This is a genomic window from Maribacter sp. IgM3_T14_3 (assembly GCF_049603095.1).
Taxonomy (GTDB): Bacteria; Bacteroidota; Bacteroidia; order Flavobacteriales; family Flavobacteriaceae; genus Maribacter.
Genome location: NZ_CP187138.1, coordinates 4,485,262 through 4,499,871 on the forward strand (window position 1 = coordinate 4,485,262; position 14,610 = coordinate 4,499,871).

Genomic DNA, 14,610 nt, shown 5'->3' on the forward strand with positions numbered 1-14,610 from the left:
ATTAATGGATAAGTTACCTAAGATTGCGTTACCCGCAATATTTATTTTTATTGTAGTAATTATTGCAATTTCAAAATCAACAGTTACAATAGACTCTGGTCAAGCAGGTGTTTTGTACAAAACTTTTGGTGGAGGTGTAGTTACCGATGAGCCACCAATGGGTGAAGGTTTTCATTTAGTAGCACCTTGGAATAGGGTTACTATTTATGAAGTACGTCAACAAGAAGTACTTGAAAAAATGAATGTACTTTCTAGTAATGGTCTTGATATAAAATTAGAAGCATCTGCTTGGTTCGAGCCAATTAGAAATGATTTAGGAAAATTACATCAAGAAAAAGGTGAAGATTATATTTCTAGAGTTCTTTTACCAACCATTCGTTCTGCCGCACGTTCAGTAGTTGGTCGTTATACGCCAGAGCAATTATATTCAAGTAAAAGAGATGCCATTCAGCAAGAAATATTTGATGAGACTCAAAAAATAGTTTCAGGTCAGTATATTCAATTGAATGAAATCTTGGTTAGAGATGTTACCTTACCACCTACTATTAAAGATGCTATCGAGAGAAAGTTAAAGCAAGAACAGGAGTCCTTAGAATATGAATTTAGACTGGTTACTGCTAAGAAAGAAGCTGAAAAAGTAACTATCGAAGCACAAGGTAAGGCAGATGCGAACAGAATTTTAAGTGCTTCATTAACAGATAAAATTCTTCAAGATAAAGGTATCGATGCCACATTGAAATTGTCTGAATCGCCTAACTCTAAAGTAATTGTAGTTGGCGGCGGAGACTCTGGGTTACCTTTAATTTTAGGTAATAACTAAAACACGTAGATGATTATTTTTGTTTCATTTTAAACTTTTGTTTTGTGAAATGAAAAATACCTTTTACTTTTACAGTATTATGAAAAACAAAACTACACATCATCATTTCCATATTCACGCTCAGGCGAGGTAGGAATGTATTGTAGTAGTACAACATATTTAAAAACCCGTTTGAGCAATCAAACGGGTTTTGTATTTAAATCTCTTTTGGTTGCCAAGCATTAAAAAAAGAAAATGACTAAAATTAGAATTGCTATTCAGAAATCGGGAAGACTTAATGAGGAATCCCTACAAATTTTAAAAGACTGCGGAATTTCCATTGATAATGGCAAAGACCAGTTAAAGGCTTCTTCAAGAAATTTTCCTATTGAAGTGTTTTATTTAAGAAACGGAGATATCCCTCAATATCTAAGAGACGGAGTGGTTGATATTGCCATTATCGGCGAAAATGTATTAGTAGAGAAAGGTGAAGATATTATCATTGCAGAGAAACTAGGCTTTTCAAAATGTAAAGTCTCTTTAGCGGTGCCTAAGTCGGTGAAGTATAATTCGGTTAAGGATTTTGAGGGTAAGCGTATTGCAACTTCATACCCGAATACTGTATTGAATTACTTGAAAGAAAAAGGCGTGAAAGCCGATTTACACATTATTAGTGGTTCTGTGGAAATTGCACCGAATATTGGGTTGGCAGATGCTATTTGCGATATTGTTTCGAGTGGTAGTACGTTGTTTAAGAACAACTTAAAAGAGGTTGAAGTAATGTTGACAAGTGAGGCTGTCTTAGCAGTTTCTCCTAAAATATCTTCAGAGAGAAAAGAACTTCTTGAAAAGTTGCAATTTAGAATTCAGGCTGTTTTAAGAGCTAGAGGTTCTAAGTATGTTTTATTGAATGCGCCTAATTATAAATTAGACGGAATTCTAAAACTTTTACCAGGTATGCGAAGTCCGACAGTTTTGCCTTTGGCAGATGAAGGTTGGAGCTCTGTACACACCGTTATAAATAAAGATAAATTCTGGGAGGTAATCGACGAATTGAAGAAAGCCGGTGCGGAAGGTATTCTTGTTTGCCCAATTGAAAAAATGGTATTGTAATTAGGCTTTTAGCTTGTAGCCTTTTGCTATTAGCTATTCTAATTTTTAATGTTTTGCCAGAAGCCAAAAGCTTAGGGCTAATAGCTAGTTAAAGAAATGAATAAAATATATAATCCTAAAAGACAAGATTGGAAAGACGTTCTTATGCGCCCGACCCAAACTGTTGCTGATATTGAAGGGTTGGTCAACACTATTTTTGAGGAAGTTAAGCTTGGCGGTGATCGTATCTTAAAAAAGTATACCGAGCAATTTGATAAGGTGAAATTATATGATTTTTTGGTTTCACAAGATGAAATTAAGGAAGCTAAATCATTGGTTTCAGAAAATCTTAAAGCTGCTATTCAATTAGCGAAATCAAATATAGAAGTATTTCATAGGGCACAGAAAACGGGTCGTGTTGAAGTGGAAACTACAGCGGGAGTTTCTTGTTGGCAAGAGAAAAGACCGATTCAGAAAGTGGGATTGTATATTCCTGGCGGAACTGCACCTTTATTTTCTACCATTTTAATGTTAGCGGTACCTGCAACTATTGCCGGTTGTAATGAAATTGTACTTTGTTCTCCTCCTGATAAAGAAGGAAAACTGAATCCTGCTATTTTGTATACTGCAGATTTATGCGGAGTTACCAAAATTATAAAAGTAGGCGGAATTCAAGCAATCGCAGGAATGACTTTTGGTACGGAAACCATACCGCAGGTGTATAAAGTGTTCGGACCAGGAAATCAATATGTAACTGTAGCGAAGCAAATTGCAACAAAACATGGTGTTGCGATAGATATGCCTGCGGGTCCGTCAGAATTATTGGTTGTTGCCGATGATACTGCAAATGCGGCTTTTGTGGCTTCCGATTTATTGAGTCAGGCAGAACACGGTATTGACAGTCAGGTGATTTTAGTTTCTACTTCTAAAGCAATGATAGATGCGGTAGAGAAGGAAGTAGCCCTTCAATTAGAAGATTTACCGCGTAAAGAAATCGCTAGACAAGCAATTGAAAATAGTAAATTGATATATGTTGATAATGATCAAGATGCTATAGATTTAATAAATGAATACGGACCGGAGCACTACATTGTTTGTGTAGAAAATGAAGATTTTTATATTAATAATACTCAAAATGCAGGTTCTGTTTTTATTGGTAACTATACTCCAGAAAGTGCCGGTGATTATGCTTCTGGCACGAATCATACTTTACCAACAAATGGATATGCTAAGCAATACAGTGGTGTAAACCTAGATAGTTTCATGAAGAGTATGACTTTTCAGAAAATTACAAAAGAAGGTATACAAACAATTGGTAATGCAATAGAACTGATGGCTGAAGCTGAAGGTTTAGAAGCTCATAAAAATGCAGTTACTTTAAGATTAAATAGCCTTAAATAAAAGAGTATTGTCTGGTCGAGCGCAGTCGAGACCTTAATAAATTAAAGATGAGTTTCAATTTAGATAATATAACAAGAGAAAACGTAAAGGGTTTGAGTCCGTATTCTTCGGCACGAGATGAATATGTATCCGATGGTTCTGCGATGGTTTTCTTAGATGCAAATGAGAATCCGTTTGAAAACGGAGTAAATAGATACCCGGATCCTCAACAACGAGGTTTGAAAGCTATATTGGCTGAACATAAGGGCATAAAGGAAGAAAATATTCTTTTAGGTAATGGTAGCGATGAAGTTTTAGATCTGTTGTTCAGAGCTTTCTGTGAGCCTAAACAAGATAATATTATTACGCTTCCACCAACATACGGAATGTATAAGGTGCTTTCAGGTATCAATCTAGTAGAAAATAGAGAAGTCTTATTGACCAATGATTTTCAGCCTAATGTTGAAGAAATTAAAAAGGCTATCGATGAGCATACGAAACTATTGTTTATTTGCTCTCCCAACAATCCTACAGGCAATAGCTTTTCAACCAATAGTATTGAGGAACTTTTAAATTCTTTCAACGGACTAGTAGTTATCGATGAGGCCTATATTGATTTTTCATCCGAAGAAAGCTGGACATCGAAATTGAATGAATATCCGAATTTAATTATTACTCAAACCTTATCAAAGGCGTATGGTATGGCGGGTATACGATTAGGAATTTGTATAGCATCTGCAGGAATAATTGCTGTAGTGAATAAAATTAAACCTCCTTACAACGTTAATCAATTAACACAAGAGAAAGCAACTACTCGTGTGTTAGATAAACAGGCTGTTAAGAACGAGGTTAATGAGCTTTTAACTGAACGAGCAATATTAGAAGAGGCTTTGAAAACAGTTTCTTTTGTTGAAAATATTTACCCTACCGATGCAAATTTTATTTTGGCAAAAGTAGATGATGCTACCCTTCGCTATAATCAATTATTGAAAAAGGGAATTGTGGTTCGAAATCGCACCACACAACCATTATGCGCTAATATGTTGAGATTTACCGTAGGTACATCCAAAGAGAACAATAGTGTAATTACTGCTTTAAAAGAATTATCCAACTAATATGGAACATAAAAAAAGAGTACTATTTATAGACCGTGATGGAACTATAATTAAAGAAACGGTAGATGAGCAGATAGATGCTTTTGAGAAAATGATTTTCTATCCTAAGTCTTTCACTTTCCTTGGTAAAATTGCCAAAGAACTAGATTATGAGTTGGTTATGATTACAAACCAAGACGGGTTGGGTACAGATGTATTTCCAGAAAATACCTTCTGGCCTGTGCATAATTTCATTCTTAAATCTTTCGAAAACGAAGGTGTTGTTTTTGATAAAGTATTTTTAGATAGAACTTTTCCACATGAAAATGCTGATACCAGAAAACCTGGTACCGGCTTGTTGACCGAGTATTTTTCTAATGAATATGATTTAGAAAATTCTTATGTAATAGGTGATAGGTTAACCGATATGGAATTGGCTAAGAACTTAGGTTCTAAAGGTATTTTCATCAATGATGAGACCAACTTGGGCACAGGAGAAATCACGGTAAAACGTGATGAGCTAGATAGCCATATTGCTATTGAAAGCAATGATTGGGAGAAGATTTATGAGTTCTTGAAATTGAATGATAGAACTGCTGAAATTCATAGAAAAACCAATGAAACTGATATTGCCATAAAATTGAACTTAGATGGTACTGGTAAAAGTGATATTAAAACCGGATTAGCATTCTTTGATCATATGTTGGATCAATTGGCACGTCATGGGCAAATGGATTTGATGATAAAGGTTAATGGTGATTTAGAAGTTGACGAACATCATACTATAGAGGATACAGGTATTGCTCTTGGTGAGGTATTTCATATGGCTTTAGGAAATAAACTAGGTATTGAACGATACGGATTCTGTTTACCAATGGATGATTGCTTAGCGCAATCTGCAATAGATTTTGGTGGTAGAAATTGGTTGGTATGGGATGCAGACTTTAAACGTGAAATGGTAGGTGATATGCCTACAGAGATGTTTCATCATTTCTTTAAATCGTTCACTGACGGTGCAAAAGCAAACCTGAATATTAAGGCAGAAGGTACCAACGAACATCACAAAATTGAAGCCATTTTTAAAGCTTTTGCAAAGAGCATAAAAATGTCTGTTAAAAGAGACGTTGAAAAAATGGTGTTGCCAAGTACAAAAGGAGTATTATAAAGTACGAGGTGTGAAGTTCAAAGTACAAAGTTATGCAAGATTTAAAAAAACGAACTAAACAATTCGCTATTGACTGTTGGATGTTTTGTAAACAGGTTCCAAGATCAAGAGAATTAGATGCTTGGGTAAGACAATTAATTAGAAGTTCTAGTTCTGTTGGTGCAAATTATAGGGCTTCGCAAAGAGCAAAATCGACTGCAGATTTTATAAATAAACTTAAAATAGTTGAAGAGGAGATTGATGAATCTGCATATTGGTTAGAATTGTTTTTAGAAGTTGATTCTGAAAGGCAGAAAGAAATAGATAAACTGTATAATGAGGCTAAAGAACTTTTAGCAATAATTGTAGCCTCCATAAAAACATCAAGAGCAAATAGAAAGTAAAGAAATGAAAAATACATTAAACACCTTGTACCTTGTACTTTTAACCTTGTATTTGAGCTTATGAAAATTGTAATTCTAAATTACGGGGCAGGAAATATTCAAAGTATTAAGTTCGCCATTAAAAGGTTAGGCTATGATGCAGTTTTGACTAATGATGTTGAGGAAATCAAAAATGCCGACAAGGTAATATTCCCAGGAGTAGGTGAGGCGAGTAGTGCAATGACTAAGTTAAGGGATAGTGGATTAGATAAACTGATTCCAAACTTAAAGCAACCTGTTTTAGGTATTTGCCTAGGTATGCAGTTAATGTGTCATTCGTCTGAGGAAGGTAATACTACTGGACTAGGAATTTTTGATGTTGAAGTCGTCAAGTTTGATAGCACAGTAAAGGTTCCACAAATCGGATGGAATCAGATTACGAACCTGAAATCTGAATTATTTAATGGTATTGAAGAAAAAGAGCATATTTATTTAGTGCATAGTTTTTATGCGCCATTGTGTTCTGAAACAATTGCTGAATGTACTTATGGTTTAGATTATAGTGCTGCATTGAAAAAAGATAATTTTTACGGTACTCAGTTTCACCCGGAGAAATCTAGTGATGTGGGAGAGAAGATTTTAGAGAATTTTTTAAAAATGTAATGGAGCAAAATTATTTTATTTCAAAGGATAAAAGTTTATTGAAAGTTGAAAAAATTCAACAATTCATAGCTAATTCTTACTGGGGTAATGGTCGAACTTTAGATGAAGTAAAGCTAACTATTGAGAATTCGTATTGTTTTGGAATATATACACCGGAAAATGAACAAATTGGATTTGCTAGAATAGTTACCGATTATATTTACTTCGGATATTTTATGGACGTGATTGTTCTAGATAAATTTCAAGGTCAGGGTTATGGTAAGATTCTGATTCATGCAATATTTGAAGATATTACCATCAAGAAACTTAAAACATTAGCATTAAAAACAAAGGATGCGCATCATTTATATGAGCGATACGGATTTAACAAAATTGGAGATTCACCTCTGTGGATGTCCATTGATAGACAAATATTACAATAGACAATGAGAATAATTCCTGCAATTGATATCATAGATGGCAAATGTGTTCGCCTTTCAAAAGGTGACTATGATACCAAGAAGATATATAACGAGAACCCGTTAGAAGTAGCCAAGGAATTTGAGGCACACGGTATTCAGTATTTACATTTAGTAGATTTAGATGGTGCGAAATCTAAGCATATTGTAAATCATAAAGTGTTGGAGCAAATAGCATCTCAAACTGGTTTACGAATTGATTTCGGAGGCGGATTAAAAACTGATGATGATTTACGTATCGCTTTTGAAAGTGGTGCTAAACAAATTACGGGTGGTAGTATTGCTGTAAAAGATCCTGATACTTTCCTTGGTTGGATAGAAAAACATGGTGCTAATAAGATAATTTTAGGAGCAGATGCTATTGATGAAAAAATAGCTGTTTCTGGTTGGTTAGAGGAATCTAAAGAAGAATTGATTCCGTTTATACAATCGTATCAGCAAAAGGGTATTCAATATGTAATTTGTACTGATATTAGTAAAGACGGTATGTTAGAAGGTCCGTCGTTCGATTTATATCAGAAGATATTGAATAGTACTAATGAAGACCTTTCGACTACGCTCAAGGTGGCATCTAATATTAAATTAATCGCCAGTGGTGGCATCTCAACTTTTGATGAATTACCTAAATTAGCAGAAATGGGTTGTGAAGGTACAATCATCGGCAAGGCGATTTATGAAAATAGAATCAGTCTTAAACAGCTAGAAACTTATATTTTAAGCAATGGATAAGGAAGCGCGCTTAGTTGAAGAAATTGTTGAAAATGCGATGTATCGTATGGACGAAAGTACACGAATGATCAAGAAAAGTCTTGCTGAAATATCGGAAGAAGAAATTTGGCAAAAGCCTAATCCTTCTTTGAACAGTATGGCTAATCTCATTTTGCATCTGTGTGGTAATATGACACAATATGTAATTTCTTCCATAGGCGAAATCGATGATAAAAGAAATCGAGATGACGAGTTTTCAGTGAATTCGGGTTTAACGAAAGCGGAGTTGTTACATAAATTAGAAGATACGGTAGACTCCGTAAAACGTGTAATTTTCGATTCTACAGCTGATAAGTTGACAAAAGTAAGATCTGTACAAGGAATGTCCTTTTCGGGAGTTGGAGCAATTATGCATGCTGTAGAGCACTATTCGTATCATACCGGTCAAATTGCTTTTTATGTGAAACTGATTAAAGAAAAGGATTTGGGATTTTATGACGGAGTAGATTTGAATATTAAAAATGAGTAATAGTACTTAATACTAAAAAAATATGCTTGCTAAGAGAATAATACCTTGTTTAGATATCAAAGATGGTAGAACTGTAAAAGGTGTCAATTTCGTTGATTTACGTGATGCGGGTGACCCTGTTGAGTTGGCTGAAATTTATAGTCGCGAGGGTGCCGATGAATTGGTGTTCTTAGATATTTCGGCAACGGAACAGAAAAGAAAAACATTGGCAGATTTAGTGTATCGCGTTGCAGAAAAAGTTAATATTCCGTTTACTGTTGGTGGCGGAATTTCTTCTGTTGAAGATGTAGATATTTTGCTGCATAACGGAGCGGATAAGGTTTCCATTAATTCATCTGCTGTGAAGAATCCGCAGTTGATTAATGATTTGGTTGCTAAATTTGGATCGCAGTGTATTGTTGTTGCAATAGACGCTAAACAGATTGATGGTGAGTGGATTGTGCATTTAGTTGGTGGTAAAGTGCCGACGGACAGAAAGTTGTTTGAATGGGCAAAAGAAGTTGAAGAACGCGGAGCAGGAGAAATTCTATTTACCTCAATGGACAATGATGGTACTAAAGACGGATTCGCAAATGAAGCATTGGCAAAATTGTCTACGGATTTAAATATTCCAATAATTGCTTCAGGTGGTGCTGGTAACAAACAGCATTTTACTGATACTTTTGTTGAAGGTAAAGCAGATGCAGCTTTGGCGGCTAGTGTTTTTCACTTTAAGGAGATTGGAATACAAGAATTGAAACAAGAGTTGAAGGAAAATGGTATTCCGGTTAGGGTTTAGTTTTTAGTGTTCGGTTGGCAGTATCAGTTTTCAGTTGGCAGTCGCAGTGTTCAGAATTAATAAACATACTTCAGCTAGGCTGAGTTACTAAATTTGAATTATTAATCGAAATGTCATCCTGAGCGCAGTCGAAGGCTTGGGAACATCTATTTCACTTCGGCGACGCTCAGTGACCGATTTTAAAATTGAAGGTTCAAAATAGAATAAAAATAAAATTAGAATACAATACATATGGAGTTTAATACACCCAATTGGGAGAAAATGAGTGACGGGCTAGTACCTGCTATTATACAAGATGCACGTACGAAGAATGTATTGATGCTTGGCTACATGAATGCCGAAGCTTTGAAGAAGACTACTGATAGTGGTAAGGTTACATTTTTTAGTCGCTCTAAGCAGCGTTTATGGACTAAAGGTGAAGAAAGTGGAAATTTTCTAAACTTAGTTTCCATTAAAAATGATTGTGACGATGATTCTCTTTTAATTACCGTAAATCCTGTGGGTCCTACTTGTCATACTGGCACTGATACGTGTTGGAAAGAAGAAAACAATTCACAATTCGGATTCTTTTCTGAGTTAGAAGATACTATTAAAGAAAGAAGAACTACTGCTGACGATAGCAAATCTTACGTAGCTTCTTTGTTTAATAAAGGAATAAATAAAATTGCTCAGAAAGTAGGGGAGGAAGCTGTTGAAACTGTTATTGAAGCAATGGATGATAATGATGAATTATTCTTGTACGAGAGTGCAGATTTACTTTTTCATTACCTAATGTTACTACAAGCAAAAGGATTTACCTTAAAAGATATTGAAGCTGAATTAATGAATAGAAAGAAGTAAATTTTATAGGTTTAATAATACGTTATTTGCCTTTGATGCAGTTTGTCATTCTGCCGTAAACGTATCATTATCCTTGTCTTCGATCCAATTATATTCTATTTCCCAGGCTACATTTCTGGCAAAATCTATTCCGTGTCGGTCGGCTAAAAATCCTAAAGCCATATCCATACCGGCACTTACACCAGAGGAGGTATAGTAATTTTCGTCTACCTTCCAACGAGCTGCTTTATCCCATTCTACATTTGGTCCGTTTGTAACGACCCATGCAAATGCACGTTTATTTGAAGTAGCCTGTCTTTTGTCTAAAAGTCCTGTTTTTGCCAAGAGCGCACTTCCTGTACATACCGTCATGACATATGTACTCGAGAGGCTTATATCTTTAATAGAAGTTATTAGCTTATCGTTATTTACTTCTACTCGTGTTCCTAAACCACCAGGAATTAAAAAGGCAAATGGCTTTTTATTGATATCTGCTAGTTTTTCTGTCATTATTGGGACTTGATGTCTATTGGTCACAATACCACCTTCAAGTGAATAGAATTTTAAAGTATATAAGTCGGTTAATCGTCCAAATATTTCAGCAGGTCCAAATACATCAAGGGTTTCGTAGTTGTCGAAAAGCAAGAATGCAATTTCTTCTTTTTCAGTTGAACTCATTTGGTTGGAATTTTCTTGGGCAGTTACACTTGAACTGAGAATTAATACAACTAATATAGATTTTATAAGCTTAGTAAACATCCGCATAACTGCTATTTAAATAATTACCTAGAAGAAAATTTCGTTCTAAAATAAGATAATTTTTAAATGAATCTATGGGATTACTTGTTAGTATTGTTAATAACTAGTATTATTATCAATACCATAATATATCAGCAGGAATTTTCAGGAATAAGGTGTCAAAATATCCGTTCCATGATAACATAATCTAAACCTCCCTTTCTGAAGGTGCTATCAGTGACTACCATTCCAAATTTTTTATAATAATCCATTTTACTTGATCTGGCATTACACCAAATTCTTTTTAATGATTTCTTACCAGCAACTTGTATAATTTCATTTAGAAGTATACTGCCATATCCTTTACCTTGGTGATTTTTTAATGTAGCAAATTTTCTAAATTGAGCCTCTTCGTCATTAATAAATAAAGAGATTACCGAAATTAATTCTTTATCTAAAATTAGTCCGAAATGTAGACCTTCATTGTCATTATTTAACTTTACGTAATCTATAGGCTTAGTTGGCCACATTACCTGATGTCTAATCGGTAATGTTTCTTTGGAAGTTATTTGTATGATTTTTGAGTTCATAATTCTAGCAATGCTACGACCCAAATATACTTATGTATTTGTTTTATTCAAGAACTAAACAATCTTGAACACTACCAATAGATACCCATTTGAATTGTATTGGTGACCACATTTCGTTGTTACTTGATGTCGACGAGTTGGTCTCTTTTATAAATACTTGGTCGTTTTCGGTAAACACATGCTGTGTTTCTATTACTGCTTGAGAATATACTCTGATAGGTTTCTTTTTTCTACTCATTGTACGTTTTTCTTATATCAGTTTTCGTCGTTCGCAACTAATTACAATGGACTGGAGAATTAATAGTAGTATGCTGATTAATAGTGGTTTCATTATTTTTTGATTGACAACCTTAACAATAAATAGTTGAATCAAAAACGGATATTTTTTAAGTAAAACCTATAATTCTCAATTTTGTTGTGTAGTAGAGATGCTAATTAGTTTTGATTGAGTTGTTTAAAGTATCAGTAGCACCCCATGAATCTAAAGTAAGTAATACAACTTCTAATGTTTTTCCACGTTCACTTAGACCATATTCGACTTTTGGAGGAACAACTGGGAAAACCTCTCTAACCACTAATCCGTCTTTTTCTAATTCACGTACGGTTTGAGTAAACATTTTATTAGAAATACCTGGCACTTTTTTTTGAAGTACTCCAGAACGTAATGGTCCTTCAAGAAGATGAAAAAGCACAATTGGTTTCCATTTGGTACCGATTAAGTTCATGGTATGGTCAAGCGGACAATAATTTTTTGAATTCATTTTTATTATAACTATCTAAATATCAGTAATTAACTCTTTTTGGTAACTATAGTACTTTTTGGTAAGTTATTGCCAATAAGACAAATATAGATTTATTTTGTAGTAAAATTAGAACTATGAATACAAATAAAGAATATCCAAAATCATTCTCGCATATAGGCATTACCGTACCTGATTTAGAAAAAGCTGTAGAATTTTATGCAGAAGTAATGGGCTGGTACGTGATTATGAAACCGTCTAAAATTAAAAAAGAGAAAGAAACCGCAATTGGTTTAATGTGTATTGATGTTTTCGGTGATGATTGGGAAGAATTTGAAATTGCACATATGTCAACGTCTGATGGTATCGGGGTGGAATTGTTCTCTTTTCCTCACGGAGTAAAAGAAGCTCCGGACTTCAATCCTTTCAATACAGGATTATTTCATTTTTGTATACAAGACCCGAATATTGAGGACTTGGTTGCTAAAATTGTAGAACATGGTGGTAAACAACGTATGCCAATACGTTCTTATTATCCGAACGATAAGCCATACAAAATGTGTTATGTACAAGATCCATTCGGAATCGTTTTTGAGATATACACGCACAGTTATGAATTAACATATTCTTCTGGAGCGTATACTGAATAACTATAGTTTTAAAAGTATAAAAGCGATTGATTACACTGTAGTAATCAATCGCTTTTATATTCAATGATATCAATATTTTTTATTTCTTATCCATATCAAGATAATACTCTTGCAGTGTATAAAAAGCTTTCTTCTTCATGCCCTGTTCAGAGATTAATCCTTTTCTATTAAAATCATCTTGTATTCTACGTAATGGACGTCTTGATGAACGAAAATCCATCAATATCCAAGGTGATAATCCTGCCATGAAATCAATATTTTTCATCATTTCAATGTTGGATTTAAAAAGAGCGTCTTGGTATTCTTCGGTCCATCTTTCATTCTTATTACCATGTTTACCATATAAAGCCCCACCACCAATTTCACTCATGATCATTGGCTTGTTGTAAGCACTTGCCCATTTAATACTACTACATGAATCTACATCGCCATAGTACCATCCGCAGTAATTATTAATACCTATAACATCAACAACTTCACCTAATGGGTCTTCTATTAAATTACCATCATCACCTTTACCTTGGGTATCTAGAGCTGCAGTAATTAATCGGGAGTCATCTAATTCTCGTGCTTTCTTAGCTAAGTTGCCGATAAACGATAGACGTGGTGCACTTTCTGGTGTTTCATTGGCCATAGACCATAATACTACCGAAGCTCTGTTCTTATCGCGTGAAATCATTTCGGATAATTGATTTTCCGCATTTGCATAAGTGTCTTCATTCTCGAACTGAATTGTCCAATACACGGGAATTTCTGACCAAATTAAAAAGCCCATTTTTTCTGCTTCTTTCACCATTGCCTCGCTATGTGGGTAATGTGCCAATCGTAGAAAATTACATCCTAATTCTTTTGCCCAATTCAACAATACTTTACATTCTTCAACAGAAACTATGCGCCCTGTTTTAAATGCTGCTTCTTCATGAATACTAATACCTTTAAGGAAAGTTTCTTTTCCATTTATAAGTATTTTAGAGCCATCTGTGGTTACCGTTCTAAAGCCAATAAGATCAATAACTTTATCAGTACTTGTTTGTAAAATAACCTCATATAATTTAGGAGAATCTGGTGACCATAAATTTGGCTTCGCATTGATTGTAAAAGAAGCTTTCCCATTTTTTACTGTAGCTTTTACTGTTTTCTTAAGCTCTGGTATTTGAATGCTTACGGCGTCACCATCTGTAGAATTTGCTAATGTCACCCATCCATTGATTGTATTGGTTGTTCCTTTCTCTAATTGAACAACGTAATCTTCTATATGGCTTTTAGGTACGTTTATTAAATGTACGGATCTTGTAATGCCTCCATAATTCCACCAATCTTGGTTTACGGTTGGTACATTTTCTTTTTTACGTTTATTATCGACCTTTACGACAACAAAGTTATTGCCTTTTACAAGTTTATCAGTGATATTGAATTGGAACGGAGTGTAACCGCCAACATGTTTGCCTAGCTTCTCACCATTTAAATAAACGATTGCCTCATAATTTACAGCTTCAAAGTATAAAAAGCTTTCTTGATTAGAAGTAGGGGTATAGTTGAAATCTTTCTTGTACCACAATGTACCTTCGTAGTAGTAAAGCTTATCCATTTGCGTATTCCAGTCACCGGGTACATTTAACTGAAGGCTGGTGTCGAAATTATATTCTACAAGGTCAGAAGACGATTGCATTTTTGCATTCTTAAAATACCCTTTATCATACTCTTGTAGTCTGTGATTGTAAAATCCGTTTTCTAATGGATCTACGATAATATCCCATTTTCCATTTAATGATGTCTTTTGTCTAGCATCTATATTTTGAAGTAGATTAGCGTATTCAGTTTCTTGAGCAATAATGGATATGCTGAAAAATATAAAGAAAACTAGCGCAATGTTGTTTAGGTTTTTCATTTGGTAAGCTGAGTTTTATGTTAGATCTGAAATTTACCGTTTTAATTAAAAAACAGTGTAAATTTTTAAAACAATATGGATTTTAATTCTTGTCTGCTAATGTTACCATTTTCTTAAATATTCCCTTTTGTTGTAGCATTTTAAAAATTAAATCGTC

The 14,610-nt window shown here is 34.3% G+C and carries 18 protein-coding genes; 13 read left to right on the plus strand and 5 right to left on the minus strand.

Annotated elements, in window-relative coordinates:
- Positions 1 to 4: 4 nt before the first annotated feature.
- The 12 genes from ACPF9A_RS19765 (at position 5) to hisIE (ending at position 9,868) form a co-directional block, all read left to right on the plus strand.
- Positions 5 to 820, plus strand: coding sequence for a prohibitin family protein (locus ACPF9A_RS19765; protein WP_423999720.1), 816 nt, complete (start codon positions 5 to 7; stop codon positions 818 to 820).
- Positions 821 to 1,054: 234 nt separating this feature from the next.
- Positions 1,055 to 1,912 carry an ATP phosphoribosyltransferase gene (hisG, locus tag ACPF9A_RS19770; protein ID WP_423999722.1) on the plus strand — a complete coding sequence of 286 codons (858 nt, stop codon included), beginning with the start codon at positions 1,055 to 1,057 and terminating at the stop codon, positions 1,910 to 1,912.
- A gap of 96 nt (positions 1,913 to 2,008) precedes the next feature.
- A complete protein-coding gene (gene hisD / locus ACPF9A_RS19775) occupies positions 2,009 to 3,292 on the plus strand; it encodes a histidinol dehydrogenase (RefSeq protein WP_423999723.1) in 1,284 nt (427 codons plus the stop codon).
- 47 nt (positions 3,293 to 3,339) lie between these two features.
- A complete protein-coding gene (gene hisC, locus ACPF9A_RS19780) occupies positions 3,340 to 4,386 on the plus strand; it encodes a histidinol-phosphate transaminase (RefSeq protein ID WP_423999725.1) in 1,047 nt (348 codons plus the stop codon).
- A gap of 1 nt (position 4,387) precedes the next feature.
- On the plus strand, positions 4,388 to 5,530 hold the full coding sequence (gene hisB, locus ACPF9A_RS19785; RefSeq protein WP_423999727.1) for a bifunctional histidinol-phosphatase/imidazoleglycerol-phosphate dehydratase HisB: 1,143 nt from the start codon (positions 4,388 to 4,390) through the stop codon (positions 5,528 to 5,530).
- A 32-nt stretch (positions 5,531 to 5,562) separates the two neighbouring features.
- The gene (locus ACPF9A_RS19790) at positions 5,563 to 5,913 is read left to right on the plus strand and encodes a four helix bundle protein (RefSeq protein ID WP_423999729.1); all 351 of its coding nucleotides are present in this window, start codon (positions 5,563 to 5,565) and stop codon (positions 5,911 to 5,913) included.
- 60 nt (positions 5,914 to 5,973) lie between these two features.
- Entirely contained in the window at positions 5,974 to 6,555 is a 582-nt protein-coding gene (gene hisH, locus ACPF9A_RS19795) for an imidazole glycerol phosphate synthase subunit HisH (RefSeq protein ID WP_423999730.1), read from the plus strand.
- Positions 6,555 to 6,977 (plus strand): GNAT family N-acetyltransferase, encoded by a 423-nt coding sequence (locus tag ACPF9A_RS19800; RefSeq protein WP_423999732.1) that lies wholly within the window; start codon positions 6,555 to 6,557, stop codon positions 6,975 to 6,977. The genes hisH and ACPF9A_RS19800 overlap by 1 nt, the downstream gene beginning before the upstream one ends.
- Before the next feature lie 3 nt (positions 6,978 to 6,980).
- A complete protein-coding gene (hisA, locus tag ACPF9A_RS19805; RefSeq protein WP_423999734.1) occupies positions 6,981 to 7,742 on the plus strand; it encodes a 1-(5-phosphoribosyl)-5-[(5-phosphoribosylamino)methylideneamino]imidazole-4-carboxamide isomerase in 762 nt (253 codons plus the stop codon).
- Complete coding sequence (locus ACPF9A_RS19810) at positions 7,735 to 8,250, plus strand: DinB family protein (protein ID WP_423999736.1); 516 nt, start codon at positions 7,735 to 7,737, stop codon at positions 8,248 to 8,250. Before hisA ends, ACPF9A_RS19810 begins: the two co-directional genes overlap by 8 nt.
- 22 nt (positions 8,251 to 8,272) lie before the next feature.
- Positions 8,273 to 9,028, plus strand: a complete 756-nt coding sequence (hisF, locus tag ACPF9A_RS19815; protein ID WP_423999738.1) for an imidazole glycerol phosphate synthase subunit HisF — start codon at positions 8,273 to 8,275, stop codon at positions 9,026 to 9,028.
- Positions 9,029 to 9,259: 231 nt separating this feature from the next.
- Positions 9,260 to 9,868: a bifunctional phosphoribosyl-AMP cyclohydrolase/phosphoribosyl-ATP diphosphatase HisIE gene (gene hisIE, locus ACPF9A_RS19820; RefSeq protein ID WP_423999740.1), complete on the plus strand. Its 609-nt coding sequence runs from the start codon at positions 9,260 to 9,262 to the stop codon at positions 9,866 to 9,868.
- Positions 9,869 to 9,913: 45 nt separating this feature from the next.
- Here the strand turns inward: hisIE and ACPF9A_RS19825 are convergent, their stop codons facing one another.
- The 4 genes from ACPF9A_RS19825 to ACPF9A_RS19840 form a co-directional block, all read right to left on the minus strand.
- On the minus strand, positions 9,914 to 10,525 hold the full coding sequence (locus tag ACPF9A_RS19825) for a DJ-1/PfpI family protein (RefSeq protein ID WP_423999741.1): 612 nt from the start codon (positions 10,523 to 10,525) through the stop codon (positions 9,914 to 9,916).
- 239 nt (positions 10,526 to 10,764) lie between these two features.
- On the minus strand, positions 10,765 to 11,175 hold the full coding sequence (locus ACPF9A_RS19830; RefSeq protein WP_423999743.1) for a GNAT family N-acetyltransferase: 411 nt from the start codon (positions 11,173 to 11,175) through the stop codon (positions 10,765 to 10,767).
- Positions 11,176 to 11,218: 43 nt separating this feature from the next.
- Positions 11,219 to 11,413 carry a hypothetical protein gene (locus tag ACPF9A_RS19835; protein ID WP_423999745.1) on the minus strand — a complete coding sequence of 65 codons (195 nt, stop codon included), beginning with the start codon at positions 11,411 to 11,413 and terminating at the stop codon, positions 11,219 to 11,221.
- 193 nt (positions 11,414 to 11,606) lie between these two features.
- The gene (locus tag ACPF9A_RS19840; RefSeq protein WP_423999747.1) at positions 11,607 to 11,936 is read right to left on the minus strand and encodes a winged helix-turn-helix transcriptional regulator; all 330 of its coding nucleotides are present in this window, start codon (positions 11,934 to 11,936) and stop codon (positions 11,607 to 11,609) included.
- 116 nt (positions 11,937 to 12,052) lie between these two features.
- Between ACPF9A_RS19840 and ACPF9A_RS19845 the strand changes: the two genes are divergently transcribed.
- Positions 12,053 to 12,565 carry a VOC family protein gene (locus ACPF9A_RS19845; protein ID WP_423999749.1) on the plus strand — a complete coding sequence of 171 codons (513 nt, stop codon included), beginning with the start codon at positions 12,053 to 12,055 and terminating at the stop codon, positions 12,563 to 12,565.
- A 79-nt stretch (positions 12,566 to 12,644) separates the two neighbouring features.
- Here the strand turns inward: ACPF9A_RS19845 and ACPF9A_RS19850 are convergent, their stop codons facing one another.
- Positions 12,645 to 14,453 (minus strand): glycoside hydrolase family 2 protein, encoded by a 1,809-nt coding sequence (locus ACPF9A_RS19850; protein WP_423999751.1) that lies wholly within the window; start codon positions 14,451 to 14,453, stop codon positions 12,645 to 12,647.
- Between the last annotated feature and the right edge of the window lie 157 nt (positions 14,454 to 14,610).

Bases quoted from the DNA above. Each gene is read 5' to 3' on its own strand.
- ACPF9A_RS19765 (WP_423999720.1), top strand. From the start codon at position 5: ATGGATAAGTTACCTAAGATTGCGTTACCCGCAATATTTATTTTTATT.
- hisG (WP_423999722.1), top strand. From the start codon at position 1,055: ATGACTAAAATTAGAATTGCTATTCAGAAATCGGGAAGACTTAATGAG.
- hisD (WP_423999723.1), top strand. From the start codon at position 2,009: ATGAATAAAATATATAATCCTAAAAGACAAGATTGGAAAGACGTTCTT.
- hisC (WP_423999725.1), top strand. From the start codon at position 3,340: ATGAGTTTCAATTTAGATAATATAACAAGAGAAAACGTAAAGGGTTTG.
- hisB (WP_423999727.1), top strand. From the start codon at position 4,388: ATGGAACATAAAAAAAGAGTACTATTTATAGACCGTGATGGAACTATA.
- ACPF9A_RS19790 (WP_423999729.1), top strand. From the start codon at position 5,563: ATGCAAGATTTAAAAAAACGAACTAAACAATTCGCTATTGACTGTTGG.
- hisH (WP_423999730.1), top strand. From the start codon at position 5,974: ATGAAAATTGTAATTCTAAATTACGGGGCAGGAAATATTCAAAGTATT.
- ACPF9A_RS19800 (WP_423999732.1), top strand. From the start codon at position 6,555: ATGGAGCAAAATTATTTTATTTCAAAGGATAAAAGTTTATTGAAAGTT.
- hisA (WP_423999734.1), top strand. From the start codon at position 6,981: ATGAGAATAATTCCTGCAATTGATATCATAGATGGCAAATGTGTTCGC.
- ACPF9A_RS19810 (WP_423999736.1), top strand. From the start codon at position 7,735: ATGGATAAGGAAGCGCGCTTAGTTGAAGAAATTGTTGAAAATGCGATG.
- hisF (WP_423999738.1), top strand. From the start codon at position 8,273: ATGCTTGCTAAGAGAATAATACCTTGTTTAGATATCAAAGATGGTAGA.
- hisIE (WP_423999740.1), top strand. From the start codon at position 9,260: ATGGAGTTTAATACACCCAATTGGGAGAAAATGAGTGACGGGCTAGTA.
- ACPF9A_RS19825 (WP_423999741.1), bottom strand. From the start codon at position 10,525: ATGAGTTCAACTGAAAAAGAAGAAATTGCATTCTTGCTTTTCGACAAC.
- ACPF9A_RS19830 (WP_423999743.1), bottom strand. From the start codon at position 11,175: ATGAACTCAAAAATCATACAAATAACTTCCAAAGAAACATTACCGATT.
- ACPF9A_RS19835 (WP_423999745.1), bottom strand. From the start codon at position 11,413: ATGAGTAGAAAAAAGAAACCTATCAGAGTATATTCTCAAGCAGTAATA.
- ACPF9A_RS19840 (WP_423999747.1), bottom strand. From the start codon at position 11,936: ATGAATTCAAAAAATTATTGTCCGCTTGACCATACCATGAACTTAATC.
- ACPF9A_RS19845 (WP_423999749.1), top strand. From the start codon at position 12,053: ATGAATACAAATAAAGAATATCCAAAATCATTCTCGCATATAGGCATT.
- ACPF9A_RS19850 (WP_423999751.1), bottom strand. From the start codon at position 14,453: ATGAAAAACCTAAACAACATTGCGCTAGTTTTCTTTATATTTTTCAGC.